The 14,137-nt window shown below is 72.2% G+C and carries 15 protein-coding genes; 4 read left to right on the forward strand and 11 right to left on the reverse strand.

Annotated elements, in window-relative coordinates:
• Nucleotides 1–138: 138 nt before the first annotated feature.
• From ABD296_RS00895 to ABD296_RS00915, 5 genes are all read right to left on the reverse strand, one after another.
• Nucleotides 139–612 (reverse strand): flavin reductase family protein, encoded by a 474-nt coding sequence (locus ABD296_RS00895; RefSeq protein ID WP_344260230.1) that lies wholly within the window; start codon nucleotides 610–612, stop codon nucleotides 139–141.
• Nucleotides 609–752 carry a hypothetical protein gene (locus ABD296_RS00900; protein WP_344260232.1) on the reverse strand — a complete coding sequence of 48 codons (144 nt, stop codon included), beginning with the start codon at nucleotides 750–752 and terminating at the stop codon, nucleotides 609–611. Before ABD296_RS00900 ends, ABD296_RS00895 begins: the two co-directional genes overlap by 4 nt.
• A 114-nt stretch (nucleotides 753–866) precedes the next feature.
• Nucleotides 867–1,643, reverse strand: a complete 777-nt coding sequence (locus tag ABD296_RS00905) for an ABC transporter permease (RefSeq protein WP_344260233.1) — start codon at nucleotides 1,641–1,643, stop codon at nucleotides 867–869.
• Nucleotides 1,640–3,205 carry an ABC transporter permease subunit gene (locus tag ABD296_RS00910; RefSeq protein WP_344260235.1) on the reverse strand — a complete coding sequence of 522 codons (1,566 nt, stop codon included), beginning with the start codon at nucleotides 3,203–3,205 and terminating at the stop codon, nucleotides 1,640–1,642. Before ABD296_RS00910 ends, ABD296_RS00905 begins: the two co-directional genes overlap by 4 nt.
• Nucleotides 3,202–4,137 (reverse strand): ABC transporter ATP-binding protein, encoded by a 936-nt coding sequence (locus tag ABD296_RS00915; RefSeq protein ID WP_344260237.1) that lies wholly within the window; start codon nucleotides 4,135–4,137, stop codon nucleotides 3,202–3,204. Before ABD296_RS00915 ends, ABD296_RS00910 begins: the two co-directional genes overlap by 4 nt.
• 176 nt (nucleotides 4,138–4,313) lie before the next feature.
• Here ABD296_RS00915 and ABD296_RS00920 point away from each other — a divergent pair, with 176 nt between their 5' ends.
• The 4 genes from ABD296_RS00920 (at nucleotide 4,314) to ABD296_RS00935 (ending at nucleotide 8,836) form a co-directional block, all read left to right on the forward strand.
• On the forward strand, nucleotides 4,314–4,976 hold the full coding sequence (locus ABD296_RS00920; RefSeq protein ID WP_344260240.1) for a response regulator transcription factor: 663 nt from the start codon (nucleotides 4,314–4,316) through the stop codon (nucleotides 4,974–4,976).
• Nucleotides 4,976–6,106 (forward strand): sensor histidine kinase, encoded by a 1,131-nt coding sequence (locus ABD296_RS00925; RefSeq protein WP_344260242.1) that lies wholly within the window; start codon nucleotides 4,976–4,978, stop codon nucleotides 6,104–6,106. The genes ABD296_RS00920 and ABD296_RS00925 overlap by 1 nt, the downstream gene beginning before the upstream one ends.
• 102 nt (nucleotides 6,107–6,208) lie before the next feature.
• Entirely contained in the window at nucleotides 6,209–8,044 is a 1,836-nt protein-coding gene (locus ABD296_RS00930; protein WP_344260244.1) for a bifunctional sugar phosphate isomerase/epimerase/4-hydroxyphenylpyruvate dioxygenase family protein, read from the forward strand.
• Between the two features lie 105 nt (nucleotides 8,045–8,149).
• Entirely contained in the window at nucleotides 8,150–8,836 is a 687-nt protein-coding gene (locus ABD296_RS00935) for a TetR/AcrR family transcriptional regulator (RefSeq protein ID WP_344260246.1), read from the forward strand.
• A 12-nt stretch (nucleotides 8,837–8,848) separates the two neighbouring features.
• Here the strand turns inward: ABD296_RS00935 and ABD296_RS00940 are convergent, their stop codons facing one another.
• The 6 genes from ABD296_RS00940 to pqqA are packed head-to-tail and all read right to left on the reverse strand — an operon-like array spanning nucleotide 8,849 to nucleotide 14,081.
• Entirely contained in the window at nucleotides 8,849–10,939 is a 2,091-nt protein-coding gene (locus ABD296_RS00940) for an oxidoreductase (protein ID WP_344260248.1), read from the reverse strand.
• Nucleotides 10,842–11,960 carry a pyrroloquinoline quinone biosynthesis protein PqqE gene (gene pqqE / locus ABD296_RS00945; RefSeq protein WP_344260249.1) on the reverse strand — a complete coding sequence of 373 codons (1,119 nt, stop codon included), beginning with the start codon at nucleotides 11,958–11,960 and terminating at the stop codon, nucleotides 10,842–10,844. The genes ABD296_RS00940 and pqqE overlap by 98 nt, the downstream gene beginning before the upstream one ends.
• Nucleotides 11,957–12,247, reverse strand: coding sequence for a pyrroloquinoline quinone biosynthesis peptide chaperone PqqD (gene pqqD, locus ABD296_RS00950; RefSeq protein ID WP_344260251.1), 291 nt, complete (start codon nucleotides 12,245–12,247; stop codon nucleotides 11,957–11,959). The genes pqqE and pqqD overlap by 4 nt, the downstream gene beginning before the upstream one ends.
• On the reverse strand, nucleotides 12,237–13,010 hold the full coding sequence (pqqC, locus tag ABD296_RS00955; RefSeq protein ID WP_344260253.1) for a pyrroloquinoline-quinone synthase PqqC: 774 nt from the start codon (nucleotides 13,008–13,010) through the stop codon (nucleotides 12,237–12,239). Before pqqC ends, pqqD begins: the two co-directional genes overlap by 11 nt.
• On the reverse strand, nucleotides 13,007–13,909 hold the full coding sequence (gene pqqB, locus ABD296_RS00960) for a pyrroloquinoline quinone biosynthesis protein PqqB (RefSeq protein WP_344260255.1): 903 nt from the start codon (nucleotides 13,907–13,909) through the stop codon (nucleotides 13,007–13,009). The genes pqqC and pqqB overlap by 4 nt, the downstream gene beginning before the upstream one ends.
• Nucleotides 13,910–13,919: 10 nt before the next feature.
• Nucleotides 13,920–14,081, reverse strand: coding sequence for a pyrroloquinoline quinone precursor peptide PqqA (pqqA, locus tag ABD296_RS00965; RefSeq protein ID WP_344260257.1), 162 nt, complete (start codon nucleotides 14,079–14,081; stop codon nucleotides 13,920–13,922).
• Between the last annotated feature and the right edge of the window lie 56 nt (nucleotides 14,082–14,137).

Here is a 14,137-nt window from a genome sequence, read left to right on the forward strand (position 1 = left end):
GCCGGATCACCGCGAACGTAAGCCTCCGGCCATGTTCTCGTCAATACCAACCAATTAAGTATGAAATCACATCGGCCCGGCCGCCGGTGAAGCCCGCGTCCCGGCCGGGACGTGGGTTTCGAACGTTCCACCGCCGGATCAGCCCAGGCGGCGGAACGCGCTGGCGTGGAAGACCAGCGGCGGGACGTCGGACGCGGCGTCCAGGTCGTGGACGCGGAAGAGGACGATGTCGTGGTCGCCGGAGCGGAACTGCTCCTCCAGCGTGCACTCGTACCAGGCGGACGAGCCCTCGACGAGCACGCAGCCGTCCGGGGTGGCGCGCCAGTCGACGCCGGCGAACCGGTCGCCCGTGCGGGCGCCGAGCCTGCGCCCGACGTGCTCCTGGTGGGCGCCGAGCACGCTGATGCCGATGCGGGGCAGTTCGCGCAGCAGTGGCCAGGTCGTCGAGGTGTGCGCGACGCACACCGACACCAGAGGCGGGTCGAGCGATACTGGGACGAAGGAACTGGCGGCGATTCCCGCAGGGCGCCCGCCGACCAGGCCTGCGACCACGGCGACGCCGGTCGGGTAGGCGCCGTAGACCCGGCGCAGGTCCAGGCCGAGTTCGGTCATCGCGAGCCCTCCTTCGGCAGGAGCGCGGTGTGACCGGCGCCGGGACCGGACGTCAGGTACACATCGGCGTGCTCGGCCGCGACCGGCCCCGCCGCCGCGGACGAGCCGCCGAAGTACAGCCGCTGGACCGGATCGGACACGGTCGTCAGATGCGACGGAGGCGTCTTTTCTATATTTCCTACCGACATGGTTAGGATTGTGCGCCTCGTCCCCCCGCCGGTCAAGGTGGCGGTCCCGACGGGACGAGGGCGGGGTCAGGCGTCGCGGAAGTGGAGAAGCAGCCCGCCGGCGAGGAGCGCCGCGGCGGCCCAGGCGGCGAGGACGCCGAGGCCCGCCCAGGGGGCGATGGGCAGGCCGCGCAGGTCGGTGGTGGCCTGGACGGTGAGCCCGGCCGTCATCGGCGACAGTTGCCGGAGGTGCCGTGCCAGGTCGGAGCCGCCGAGCACGGTGGTGAGGATCGGCAGGAGGTAGAGCAGGCCGAGGACGGTCCCGATGGCCGTCGCGGCGTCGCGCACGGCGGCGGCGACGCCCAGGCTGAGCAGGGCGATCAGCCCGAGGTAGAGGACCGATCCCACGGCGGCGCGCAGCACCGATCCGTCGGTCGGTGACAACGGTGGGATGCCGTGCGCGGCGGTGAAGCCGTGGCCGGGCAGGACGAGCCGTCCGGCGAGCAAGGATCCCAGGACGGCGGGAATGCCCGCCGACAGCGTCAGGCCGGTGACGGTGACCGCCTTGGCGGCCAGGACGACGGTCCGGCGGGGCATCGCGGCGAAGGTGAGGTGGATCATGCCGCTGCCGTACTCGCCGCTGATCGCCGGCACGGCGAGGACGACGACGATCGCCTGGCCGAGGTAGATCCCGGTCAGGCCGGTCCGCGCGGGATCCAGGTGGCAGCCCGCGGACGGGCACCGGGCCGCCGCGTCCGCCACGAGACCCAGCGCCACGGTCGCGGTGACGACGGCGAGCAGCAGCCAGATGGTGCTGGGCACCGTGCGCAGCTTCGTCCACTCCGCGCGCAGGGCGCGGCTCATGCGTCCCTCCTGCGCAGCAGGACGGCGGCCAGCACCAGGGCGAGCACGGTGTAGCCGCACAGCACGGCGAAGCCGGCCCACGGCGGTAGCGGGAAGTAGCCGTTGCCCGGTGTGTAGGGGGCGTCCACCTGCCGGTAGTGCGGGGTGGTCTGCTGTACGGCGAAGGCGGCGGCCGGAGTGACCCGCAGCAGCCAGTCCGAGACTCCGGCGGGCAGCACCGACAGCGGGGACGCGAAGAAGTACGGCAGGACGATCGCGGTGACGACGGCGGTGACCGCCGCGGCGCCGTGCCGCACGATCGTGCCCACGGCGAGGGCGAGGACGGCGGCGACGGCCAGGAGCGCCGCGGTCCCGGCGACCACGCGGATCTCGGTGAGCGTGCCGACCGGCAGGACGAAGTCGCCGTTGGAGCGCAGCAGCCGCTCGCCGAGCGCGACCGCGGCGATGCTCCCGGCGAGCCCGGCGGCGAAGGTCACCGAGCCGATCACGACGGCCTTCGCGGCCAGGACCCGGCCGCGTCCGGGGACGGCGGTGAAGGTGACGCCGATCAGGCCCCGGCGGTACTCGGCGGTCATGAAAAGCGTCGCCACGACGATCACCGCGATCAGCCCGCCGAACGCCCCGAGCAGGGTCCGTTCGACGGCGACGCCGCCTCCGTCCACCGCGGGCACGTAGGGCGCCACGTCCCCCGATCCGGTCACGGTGACGGTGCCGGCGGCCTGATGGAACCCGACGTCCGGCGACGGGCCGTCACCGGACCCGCCTCCCACGTTCGCACCGGCCCAGGCGCCGCCCCGCCACGAGCCGCGCAGGTCGATGTGGTCGAAGCGGGCGGTGGCCAGGGTGCGGGCGCCGCCCCCTCCCGATCCGCCGAGGGACTGCGCGGAGCCGGACTGCGCGGACGCCGGGGAGGCGGCGAACATACCGGCCTGCACGGTCGCCGGCAGCCCGTGCAGGTGGACGGTGCCCGCCGCGCTCCAGTGGGTTCCGTCGGCGGACTGGTAACCGGTGAGCGCGTCACCGGAGCGGGAAAGCCGGAGCCACCGCGGGGACGCCGCCGAGCCGGTGCCGGGCGAGGCCTCGATGTCGCCGGTGAAGTCGTACTGCATCCGCACGCCGTGGCCGGGGGTGACGATCAGGGCCGCGTACGCCGATCCCGGGCGGGTGCCCGCCTTGACGATCAGTCCGGCCTTCGACCACGGCTGCAGGCCGGCCGGGCCCCGCCCGGCGGTGAGGGAGGCCATGCGGACGGTGATGCCGCCGTCGCCGTCCAGTGGCCGGTGCACGAAGGAGAAGGCGTCGGTCACGGCCTCGCCGTCCGGCCCCACCGGGGCGGAGCAGCCCGCGCCGGGGGCGGCCGCATCGCCCGGAGCGGTCACGCCGCCGCACGAGCTGTGGTCGAGTAACGCGATCCCAGCGGTGGCCAGCACCGCGATGACCATGCCGATCGTCCAGCCCCGGACGGTGCGGAACTTGGTCCACTCGGCCCGCAGCAGCGCACCGAACCCCGCGCGGCCGGTCCGTGCCCTCGGCTTGTCCGGCGTCATCGTGGGCGTGGTCATCGCGTGGCCTCCCCGGCCGGCTCGGCGCGGTACTCGACCGCGTCCCGGGTCAGCCTCAGGTAGGCCTCCTCCAGCGTCGCGCGGTGCGCCGACACCTCCGAGAACGGCACCGCGCCGGCGCCAAGCAGCGCGACGACCCGCTCGGCCGGCAGCCCGGAGACGGTCAGGGTGTCCCGGCCGGTGGCCGCGACGGTGGCGCCCGCGTCCGCCAGCACGGCCATCGCCTGCGGCGGAGCGGTGGTCCGCACGGCCACCCGCCCGGCGGACACCGTCGCGATCAGGTCGGCCACGCCGAGGTCGGCGATCACCTTTCCGCGGCCGACGATCACCAGGTGGTCGGCGGTGTCCTCCAGCTCGCCCATCAGGTGGCTGGACACCAGCACCGCGCGTCCCTGGGCGGCCAGCGCCCGCAGGAGCCCGCGCATCCAGACGATCCCTTCCGGGTCCATGCCGTTGAACGGTTCGTCCAGCAGCAGCACCGGCGGGTCGCCGAGCAGTGCCGCGGCGATCCCCAGCCGCTGCCGCATGCCGAGGGAGAACCCGCCCGCCCTGCGCCGGGCCACCCGTTCCAGGCCGACCTTCCCGATCACCTCGTCGACCCGGCCGGCGGCCAGCCCCTGCGAGCGGGCCAGCCACAGCAGGTGGTCGCGGGCGCTCCGGCTCGGCTGGACGGCGGCGGCGTCCAGCAGCGACCCGACCAGGGTCAGCGGGTGGCGCAGGCTCCGGTAGGGCCGCCCGCCGATCAGCGCGGTGCCCGCGTCGGGCGCGTCCAGGCCCACGATCACCCGCATCGTGGTGGACTTCCCGGCGCCGTTGGGGCCGACGAATCCGGTGACCCGGCTCGGCCGGACGGTGAACGTCATGCCGTCCAGCGCCGTCGTCGGCCCGAACCGCTTGCGCAGGCCGCTCACTTCGATCGTCCCCTGGCTCATCCGGCCGCCTTCCGGTTCGTGAACATTCGCGTCGAAAGCGGTTGTACGCCGGCGCCGGTATCAGCACGGTGCCCGCGGCTGAAACCCGGCTGATACCCGCGGCCTGGCATCGTCGGGGCCGGGCCGCATACCCTCGCGCTGGGCCGGGCGGCGCCGCGGAAGGATCACGGACGATCATGAGAGTGCTGGTAGCCGAGGACGTCGAGGACCTGGCCGCGGCGATCGCGACCGGGCTGCGCCGCGAGGGCATGGCGGTCGACGTCGCCCTCGACGGGAACGCCGCGCTCGACCGCCTCGCGTGCACCCGCTACGACGTCGTGGTGCTGGACCGGGACCTGCCCGGGGTGCACGGCGACGAGGTCTGCCGGCGGCAGGCCGCCGACCGGTCCGGGAGCCGGGTGCTGATGCTGACCGCGGCCGGCACGGTCAGGGACCGGGTGGAGGGCCTCGGCCTGGGCGCCGACGACTACCTGCCCAAGCCCTTCGACTTCGCCGAGCTCGTCGCGCGCATCCGGGCCCTCGGCCGCCGCCCCGCGACCTCGCTGCCCCCCGTGCTCGAACGCGGTGACGTGACCTGCGACCCCGGCCGCCGGGTCGCGTTCCGCGCCGGGCGGCGCCTGGAGCTCAGCCCGAAGGAGTTCGCGCTGCTGGAGTGCCTGCTCGGTGCCGCCGGCCGGGTCGTGTCCGCCGAGGAACTGCTGGAGCGCGTCTGGGACGAGGCGGCCGACCCCTTCACCACCGCGGTCAAGCAGACCATGCGCCGGCTGCGGGCCAAGCTCGGGGACCCGCCCGTCATCCGCACCGTCCGGGAGGGCGGATACCAGATCGGAGAGCCGTGATGCGCCTGCCCCAGCGGACGCTGCGGACCCAGCTCACCCTGCTGTACGCCGCCGTGTTCTGCACCTCGGCCGCGGCCCTCGCCGCCCTCGCGGTCATCTTCAAGCCGAACTTCTTGGTGGGGAGCGAGTGCACGGCCGCCCCGTCCGTTCCGCACCGTCCACCGTCCTGCGGCAGATCCGCGGACTCGTCCGTCATCGGCACCATCGCCCACGACGCGAGCCAGAACGTCGCGGGCGTGGCGATGGTCGCGGTCTTGGTCGTCCTCGCCGTCGTGGTCGGGCGGCTGATCGCCGGACGGGTCCTGCGACCGCTGCGCACGATCACCAGGACCGCCCAGGACATCTCCGCCCGGAACCTGCACCAGCGCCTGGCCCTCGACGGCCCCGGCGACGAGTTCCGGGAGCTCGGGGAGACGCTCGACAGCCTGTTCGGGCGGCTGGAGGCGGCCTTCCAGGCGCAGCGGAACTTCGTGGCCAACGCCTCCCACGAACTGCGGACCCCGCTCACCGCGGGGCGGACCGTCCTCCAGGTCGCGCTCGCCGAACCGGACGCCACCGCGCAGTCGCTGCGGTCGGCCTGCGAGAAGGCACTGAAGTGGGGCGATCAGCAGGAACGCCTCATCCAAGCGCTGCTCACCCTGGCCGGCAGCGAGCGCGGGATCGAACGCTGGGAGCCCTTCGATCTCGCCGACATCACCCGCAAGGTCATCGCGGACCACCGCCGCGCAGCCGACCGGCGGGACGTCCGCATCGACGCGACCCTCACCCCGGCGCCCGCCACCGGCGACCCGGCCCTGGCCGAGAGCCTGATGGCGAACCTGGTCGGCAACGCCGTCCGCCACAACGTGGACGGAGGCCGGGTGGAGGTCGCCACGACCGTGTCCGGCGGGCAGGCCGTCGTCACGGTCGGCAACACCGGGCCGCTCGTCCCGCCCGACGAGGTGGACCGCCTCTTCCAGCCGTTCCAGCGACTCGGCGCCCAGCGGATCCGCCATGACGGCGGGCACGGGCTCGGCCTGGCGATCGTCCGCGCGATCGTCCGCGCCCACGACGCCGCGCTCACGCCCCGTCCCCGCCCCGAAGGCGGCCTGGACATCACGGTGGCCTTTCCGCAGTCCCGCAACGCCTGACCCGGGTTTCGCGCCGATGGCGCGGCGGCGCGGTGTCGTGGGTCACATGAACGATGTAGGCTAACGTACTAGTTCGTCCATTAAGAGGGGGCTCATCGCGGTATGCGCAGGTCAATCGCGACCGTGTCGCTCAGCGGCTCACTGGCGGACAAGCTGACGGCGATCGGCGGCGCCGGCTTCGACGGGGTGGAGATCTTCGAGAACGACCTGCTCGTGAGCGGCCTGAGCCCCGAGGACGTGCGGCGGCGCGCGGCCGACCTCGGGCTCGCCATCGAGCTGTACCAGCCGTTCCGCGACTTCGAGGCGGTGCCGCCGGACGTGCTGGCGGACGGGCTGCGCCGGGCGGAGCACAAGTTCGCGGTGATGGAGCGCCTCGGCGCCACGCGGATGCTGGTGTGCTCGAGCGTGTCCCCGGCCGCGATCGACGATGACGCGCTCGCCGCCGGGCAGCTCCGGCTCCTTGCGGAGCGCGCCGCGGAACACGGGATAAGGATCGCTTACGAGGCGCTCGCCTGGGGACGGCACGTCAGCGACTATTTCCACGCCTGGAAAATCGTCCGGATGGCAGATCACCCCAATCTGGGGCTGTGCCTGGACAGCTTCCATATCCTGGCGCGCGATGTCGACCCGTATGCCATACGCACGATCCCCGGCGACAAGATTTTCTTCCTCCAGCTCGCCGACGCTCCCGCCCTGCCGATGGACGTGCTCCATTGGAGCCGCCATTACCGGTGTTTCCCCGGCCAGGGTGATCTGGATGTGGCGGGGCTCGTCGCGGAAGTTCTGCGGACGGGATACGACGGGCCCTTGTCGTTGGAGGTGTTCAACGACATCTTCCGGCAGGCGGCCTCCATGCGAACAGCGCAGGACGCCATGCGCTCGCTCATCGCGCTGGAGGAGCAGGTGGGAGTGCGCGCGGGCGCTTCGGTGACGGGGCTGACCTCTCCGCCTCCTCCGGTCGTGCCGAGCGGATTCGCATTCGCCGAATTGGCCGCGCCCACGGGCGCGCTCGGAGGCCTGCTGGACGCTCTGGGATTCGTCCGCGTGGGCACGCACGCCGGTAAGCCGGTGGAACTCTGGCAGCAGGGAACGGCCCGCGTGCTGGTGAACAGCGGGAGCGCGGAGAGCCCGGACGGTCCCGCACTCGGTGCGATCGGGCTGGAATCGCCGGACCCGGCCGCGTCGGTGAAGCGCGCCGAGGCACTGCTGTCCCCGGTCCTGCCGCGCATGCGGGGACCACATGACGCTCCGCTGGACGCCGTCGCCGCGCCGGACGGGACCGAGGTGTTCTTCTGCCGGACGGCCCGTCCCGACCATCCGAGCTGGACCGACGATTTCTCCGAGAACCGTCGAAGCGCCGATGCCGCCGCCGGTGAGATCACGCATATCGACCACGTGGCGCTCACCCAGCCGTGGCATCACTTCGACGAGGCGTCGCTGTTCTACCGGAGCGTTCTCGGGCTTCGCCCCCATGAGAGCCTCGAACTGCCCGACCCGTACGGCCTCATGCGGAGCCGGGCGGTGTCCACCGAGGACGGCGCGGTGCGCGTGGCGCTCAATGTCGCCTACGTCGGCGCGCACGACGGGTCGCACGACCTGGCTTGGCAGCATGTCGCCTTCGCCAGCCGGGACATCGTGGCAACCGCGCGGCGGTTCCGGGCGTCAGGGGCCGAGATGCTCTCCATTCCGGCGAACTACTACGACGATCTCGAGGCTCGCTACGACCTCGGCGCGGAAAGGCGTCGGCTTCTCCGCGAGCTGAATCTCCTTTACGACCGGGACGGGCAGGGCGAGTTCCTGCATTTCTATACCGAGACGACCGGGCGCGTGTTCTTGGAGATCGTCCAGCGCGTCGGCGACTACCGCGGATACGGTGCCGTCAACGCGCCGGTAAGGCTGGCGGCCCAACACGCCCGGCCGCGCCGCGGCTCGGGTTGAGCCGGGGGCCGGAGCCGCCCGGGGACCACTGGTGGTCAGCACGCGGAGGCCGGGTCCGGATCGCCATAGGATGTGTCCTCGTCCGCAACCGACTCGTGGAGTCACATGTCGTCGCAGTCCGTCACCCCCGCCTCGGGCGAGCGCCAGCGTGACGCCGACCGCACCCGCGCGGAGATCCTCGAGGTCGCGCAGCGGGAGTTCGCGCGGCACGGGTACGCCGGCGCCCGGGTGGACGAGATGGCGGCGCTCATGCGCACCACCAAGCGGATGATCTACTACTACTTCGGCGGCAAGGAGAAGCTGTACGTCGCGGTGCTGGAGAAGGCCTACGGCGAGGTGCGGAAGCTGGAGTCGACCATCGACGTCCAGCACCTGGCGCCGGTGGAGGCGATCCGCACGCTGGCGGAGCTGACGTTCGACCACCACGAGGCGCATCCCGACTTCATCAAGCTCGTCAGCATCGAGAACATCCACCAGGCCGAGCACCTGCGCAAGTCGGAGGCCCTGCCGAACCTCAGCGGCCCGGTGGCGGAGCTGATCTCGCAGATCCTCGACGCCGGACGCGCCGCCGGCGACTTCGTGGCCGAGGCGGACGCCATCGACGTCCACATGATGATCAGCTCGTTCTGCTTCTTCCGGATCGCCAACCAGCACACGTTCGGCACGCTGTTCGGCCGGGACATGACCGCTCCGGAACATCGGGAGCGCCACCGGGAGATGATCGGCGAAATGGTCGTCGCGTATCTCACCGGCGCCGGCCGCCGGACGCCCGGCGCCGAACGCCCCTCATGACGTGATGCCGGACTACCGGCCCGCGTCGCCGAAGAATGCTTCCGCCGCCGATCTGGCGTCCCGTATCGCGGCGCGCATGGAAGTCTCCCCGTTCACGGCTTCGCCCACGACGCAGAACCGTTCTCCGATCGCATCGGCCAGCGAGGCCGGCGGCGTCTTGGCCGGTATCACGCCGTGTGACACGAGGACGGGCCCGAGAGCCGGGACGGATATCCGGCCGGCCGGACCGTCCGCCACCATATGGTCCGTTTCGATCCGCTGGACGCGGTGCCGGAGCAGAATGCGCACCTTGGAATTCTCCGTCAGCCGGGTCTCGGCGAGCATCCTCGCTCGCGGCCCGACCTCGGGAGCCAGTGCCTCTCGCGCGGTGATGATCTGTACCTCGCCGCCCTGCGCGGCGATGTGGTCGGCGACGGCCATCGCGGCCTGATCGGCGCCCCAGACAGTGCATCGCTCCGGCGGTTCGCCCGGGCGGCGCAACCACTCCCTGATGTCGATGACGTGCGGCCGATCGGCTCCCTCGACGTCCGGGACGCGTGCCCCTCCTCCTGTGGCGATGACGACGCCGCCGGGACGGAGCCCGGCGACCCGGTCCGCGTCGCCCTCGACGCCGGTGCTCACGATGACGTTCAGGCGGTCGAGTTCTTCGGCGTACCAGTCGATGATGCGACGGTATTCGGGATTGCAGCCGAGCCCGGCGGCCAGCAGGAACTGACCGCCCAGCCGTTGCTCACGTTCGATCAGGTGGACCTTCTGCCCGTGCTCGGCGGCGACGCGGGCCGCCTCCATTCCCGCGGGCCCTCCCCCGATGACGACCACGCTTCCCGCACGAGCCCGGAGCCCCGGTGTCCGCCGGGGCGGCTCGCCGATGAGCAGGCCCGCGTCCGGATTCACCGTGCAGGGGACGGGCGCGCCCCCGTGGAGGCTGTCGATGCACAGGTTGCAGGCGATGCAGGGACGGAACGACGCGCCGTCGAGTACGCGGCGGGGCCATTGCGGATCGGCGTGCAGCGCACGGGCCATGCTGACGAAGTCGGCCTTGCCGCCGGCCACGATGTCGTGCGCGACATCCGGAACGGTGATCCTTCCGGCGACACCGACGGGCAGGCCCGGTCGCCGGTAAGGCGCGGCGTGCTCGGCCAGCAGGCCCGGATGCCACTCCCCCGGCTGCACCATCCATTGCGGAGCCTCGTAGTTGCCGGCCGAGACGTCGATGAAATCGAGGGCGCCGGCGGGAAGGGAGCCGATCAGCTCGAAGGTCCGCTCCGCGTCGAGCCCTCCGGGCACGCCTTCGAAGGCGGAGATCCGGATGCCGACGGCGAGGTCCGGCGCGGCGTCCCGGACGGCTTCCATGACGAGCGCGAGGAAGCGGGCCGGCTCGCCGAACTCGTCCGATCGGAGGTTGGTCAGCGGAGAGAGGAACTGGTGCACCAGGTAGCCGTGCGCGGCGTGGACCGACAGGACGTCGACGCCGGCGTCGCGGCAGCGGCCTGCGGCCGCCCCGTAGGCCTCGACGAGGTCGTGGATCTCCTCACGTCCCAGAGCACGCGGCATGTCGCCGCCTGCGGGTGCGCACGGAACCGGCGACGGTGCGACGGGAGGCAACCCGCTGACCCGGCGCTGCACCGTGCGGCCACCGTGGTTCAGTTCGACACCCGACTTCGCACCATGGCGGTGCGCCGCCTCCGCCATGGCCGCGAGCCCGGGAATGTGGCGTTCCTCTGCCACTCCCATCTGGCGCGGGCGCCCTTTGCCGTCGGCGCGCACATAGGCGGCCTCGCTGAAGATCAGTGCCGCGCCGCCTTCGGCGCGCGCCTCCAGATAGCGGAGATAGGAATCGGTCAGTTCGCCGTCGGCCGTGCAGTAGTTGCGCTCCATCGGAGCGCAGACGATCCGGTTCCCGAGCTCGACCGGGCCGAGGGTCAAAGGCTCGAACAGCGCCGGGTGGTTCACGCCGCCGGCCTGTTCCCGGCGCCGACGAAACCGGTGAGAACTCCGGCGCGCATCAGCCCTCCTGAGCCGCAGGGGCGAGGCGGGCGCCGCCGGGCCTGCGGTAGACGAAGTCCGGCGCCGTTCCCGCGTCGCGCCCGGCGTGGACGGCACGGTCGCGGACCAGATGGTGGTCGGGAGACAGGGAGCAGGCCGGATCCGTGCGGGAGGCGTCGCCGGTCAGGGCGTGCGCCTGACATCGGCATCCGCCGAAGTCGGTCTCGCGTCGCGGGCAATCACCGCACGGCCCGCTCATCCATGCGGTCCCGCGATAGGCGTTGAACGCTTCGGACCGCTGCCAGATCCACTCCAATGAATGGTCGCGCACATTAGGCGGACGCAGATCGGTCATCGCGTAGGCGGCGGGGCACGGAAGTGCGGTGCCGTCGGGCGCCACGGTGATGGAACGGGCGCCCCAGCCGCCCATGCACGGTTTCGGAACGCCCTCGTAGTAGTCGGGAAGGACCCAGACCAGTTCCGGACCTTCCGACTTCTCTCGATAGGCGGCCACCGTCTGCTTGGCGCGGTCGAGTTGTTCCCGAGTGGGAAGCAGAGTCTCCCGGTTGCGGAGGGCCCAGCCGTAGAACTGGGCGTTGGCCAACTCGATGCGGTCGGCTCCCCAGCGTTCACCCATTTCGATGATCTGTGGCAGACGGTCGAGGTTGTGCCGGTGCAGGACGACGTTGAGCCCGAAGGGCAGCTCGGCGGCGCGAATGATTCCCGCGGCCTTTTCCTTCGCCGCATATGACGTGCGTCCAGCGATGAGGTCGGAGTTCTCCCGGTCGGAGTCCTGCACCGAGAGCTGCACGCTGTTGAGCCCGGCGCCGACCAGCGCGTCCAGCCGGTCGGCGGTGAGGCCGAGGCCGCTGGTGACGAGCTGGGTGTAGATACCGGCACGGTGCGCCGCCGCGACGATCTCCTCCAGGTCGCGACGCAGAAGCGGCTCGCCACCGGAGATGTGCGCCTGGACGATGCCGAGGTCGGCGGATTCGGTGAAGACCCGCGCCCACTCGTCCGCCGCCAGTTCGGTGCTCCGGCGGACCAGTTCGAGGGGGTTGGAGCAGTACGGGCAGTGCAGGGGGCACGCGTGGGTCAGCTCGGCGAGCAGCGCCCACGGCGCGGCGGTTCCGGTCATCGCAGCCACCCCTCGGCACGGATTCTGGTGATGAATTCGGGGACGTCCCGTTCCAGTGGGGCGTCCGGGTGGTCGACGGCGAGAGCGGCGACGATGTCCGCGATGGTGCGGCGACCATCGCAGAGGCGCAGGATGCGGCCCGCTTCCGGGCTGAGCAGGACGGCGCGCTCGGGCATCAGCAGCAACTCCGCGCGGCGGACCCGGTCATAGCGGAGCATGACCGCGGGGACGAGCGCGGGCCGCATCTGGTCGGTCGGCGACGCCGCTGGAACATGCTCAGTACGCATCCGCGGCTCCGGAATTCAGGGCGACCGCGCGCTCGACCGCGTCCAGCAGGGACCAGAGCACATCGCATTTGAAGGTGAAGGCGGACAGTACGCGTTCCTGGTCGGCGCGCGTCTCCGCCCACCGGTGCACCAGCGCGAGGGCCTCGTCCGCGTCGCGGCGCCCCTGCTGCACGCGGACCTGGAAGTACCGCAGCCCTTCCGGCTCGATCCAGGGGTAGTGGCGCTCCCACGCCCCGATCCTGGTGACCATCAGGTCCGGGGCGAAAAGCTCGGTCAGGGACGAGGCGATCGCTTCCAGCGGTGTGCCGAGGCGGCAGAAGTTCACATAGCCCTCCACGGCGAGGCGGACGCCGGGCAGGACGCCCTCTCCCGACAGCAGCAGCATCCGGTCCAAGCCGACCGCTTCGCCGAGGCGCAGCCACCGCTCGATCCCGCCGGCATCGCCCGGACCGTCCCCGTCACCGTCGCGGCCGTCGTGGTCGTGGATGCGCCGGATCCAGCTGCGGCGCAGTTCCCGGTCATCGAGCTTGGCGAGGATGAGGGCGTCCTTGATCGGGATGTGCCGCTGGTAGTGGAAGCGGTTCAGCACCCAGCAGCGCAGCTCCTCCGGCGTGAGCAGGCCGTCGTGCATGCGCAGGTTGAACGGATGCCGGTGGTGGTAGCGCTCGGCGGCGATCTCGCGCAGCCGGTGCTCCAGCTCGTCGTCCGTCCAGGGCAGGGGGCGGGCGGTGCGGCGCGGGGCGCGCGCCGATGCCGTGCTCACAGTTCGATCACCAGGCCTTCCGAGGCGACCTCGATCCCCATCCCGGCGAGGGTGCGGTGACCGTCATGGCCGGGGTCGACGAGGGGGTTGGTGTTGTTGAGGTGGGTGTACAGGCGCCGCGTCGCGGGGAGCGTCCGGAGCCGTTCCGCCGTGCCGTTCGGGCCGCTGATCGGCAGGTGTCCCATTTCGGTGGCGGTCCGCTCGGTGAATCCGGAACGGCGTGGTTCGTCGTCGTCCCAGAACGTCCCGTCGACGATGACGCAGTCCGCCGCGGCGAGCGCGCGGTCGAGCCCGGGCGGCCAGCCGGCGACCGCCGGCGCGTACACGAGGCTCTTGCCGCTGCGCCGGTCGGTGACGTGCAGCGCCGACGACCAGGCATCGTCGCGGACGTCGAGGCCGGCCGCGTAGCGGGGCCGCTTGCCCGAGACCCTGACGGCCCGGATCTCCACGTGCTCGCCGCCGTCGAGCGGAACGGGCTTGTCCTCCGGGAGGTCCGACCAGGTCAGCCCGGCGTACGGGGCCAGGACGCGATCCAGCCGCAGTCCGCCCGCCAGCGCGTCGCGGACGGCGGCGGTGGCGATGACGTGCAGGCTCGGCGCCTCCCGCAGCCGCGGCAGGCCGAGCGTGTGGTCGAGTTCGGCGTCGGTCAGGACGACCCCCGCCACCGGGGTCTGCCGCCGCCCCGGCCCCGGCCGCAGGTCCGCGCTCGTCTCGATCTGCTCGGCGATGTCCGGTGTCGCGTTCACCACGTACCAGCGTCCGCCGGACGCCTCGATCGCGATCGAGGCGTGCAGGCGGCGCCAGGACGGGTGCGCGCGGGCGGCGGCGCATCCCTCGCATGCGCAGTTCCACTGGGGAACGCCGCCGCCCGCGGCGGTGCCGAGTATCCGCACCCTCATCGGCGTCGGATCAGAACTCGACGCCGAAGTAGGCGGTGACCTCCAGCGAGGTCTCCACCACCTGGTAGTCGGGCGTGGACCAGGAGGCGGTCCGCTGGGCGGCCGCGTCCTGCGCCCGGGTGTCGTGGACGTCGCTGTGCGCCGTCTCGGCGTCGGGGATGTGCAGGGTCATCTCTGCTCCTTCCGTGGAGGGACTGCCGTGAGAGCCGGCAGGGCCCGGGGCGCACC

The organism is Actinomadura napierensis (assembly GCF_039529375.1).
GTDB classification, from domain to species: Bacteria; Actinomycetota; Actinomycetes; order Streptosporangiales; family Streptosporangiaceae; genus Spirillospora; species Spirillospora napierensis.

What these genes read in the sequence shown, in the direction of transcription:
- pqqA (WP_344260257.1), bottom strand. Translation starts at nt 14,081, where the DNA reads ATGACCCTGCACATCCCCGACGCCGAGACGGCGCACAGCGACGTCCAC.
- ABD296_RS00925 (WP_344260242.1), top strand. Translation starts at nt 4,976, where the DNA reads ATGCGCCTGCCCCAGCGGACGCTGCGGACCCAGCTCACCCTGCTGTAC.
- ABD296_RS00905 (WP_344260233.1), bottom strand. Translation starts at nt 1,643, where the DNA reads ATGAGCCGCGCCCTGCGCGCGGAGTGGACGAAGCTGCGCACGGTGCCC.
- ABD296_RS00935 (WP_344260246.1), top strand. Translation starts at nt 8,150, where the DNA reads ATGTCGTCGCAGTCCGTCACCCCCGCCTCGGGCGAGCGCCAGCGTGAC.
- ABD296_RS00930 (WP_344260244.1), top strand. Translation starts at nt 6,209, where the DNA reads ATGCGCAGGTCAATCGCGACCGTGTCGCTCAGCGGCTCACTGGCGGAC.
- pqqE (WP_344260249.1), bottom strand. Translation starts at nt 11,960, where the DNA reads ATGACCGGAACCGCCGCGCCGTGGGCGCTGCTCGCCGAGCTGACCCAC.
- ABD296_RS00910 (WP_344260235.1), bottom strand. Translation starts at nt 3,205, where the DNA reads ATGACCACGCCCACGATGACGCCGGACAAGCCGAGGGCACGGACCGGC.
- ABD296_RS00920 (WP_344260240.1), top strand. Translation starts at nt 4,314, where the DNA reads ATGAGAGTGCTGGTAGCCGAGGACGTCGAGGACCTGGCCGCGGCGATC.
- pqqD (WP_344260251.1), bottom strand. Translation starts at nt 12,247, where the DNA reads ATGCGTACTGAGCATGTTCCAGCGGCGTCGCCGACCGACCAGATGCGG.
- ABD296_RS00895 (WP_344260230.1), bottom strand. Translation starts at nt 612, where the DNA reads ATGACCGAACTCGGCCTGGACCTGCGCCGGGTCTACGGCGCCTACCCG.
- ABD296_RS00915 (WP_344260237.1), bottom strand. Translation starts at nt 4,137, where the DNA reads ATGAGCCAGGGGACGATCGAAGTGAGCGGCCTGCGCAAGCGGTTCGGG.
- pqqB (WP_344260255.1), bottom strand. Translation starts at nt 13,909, where the DNA reads ATGAGGGTGCGGATACTCGGCACCGCCGCGGGCGGCGGCGTTCCCCAG.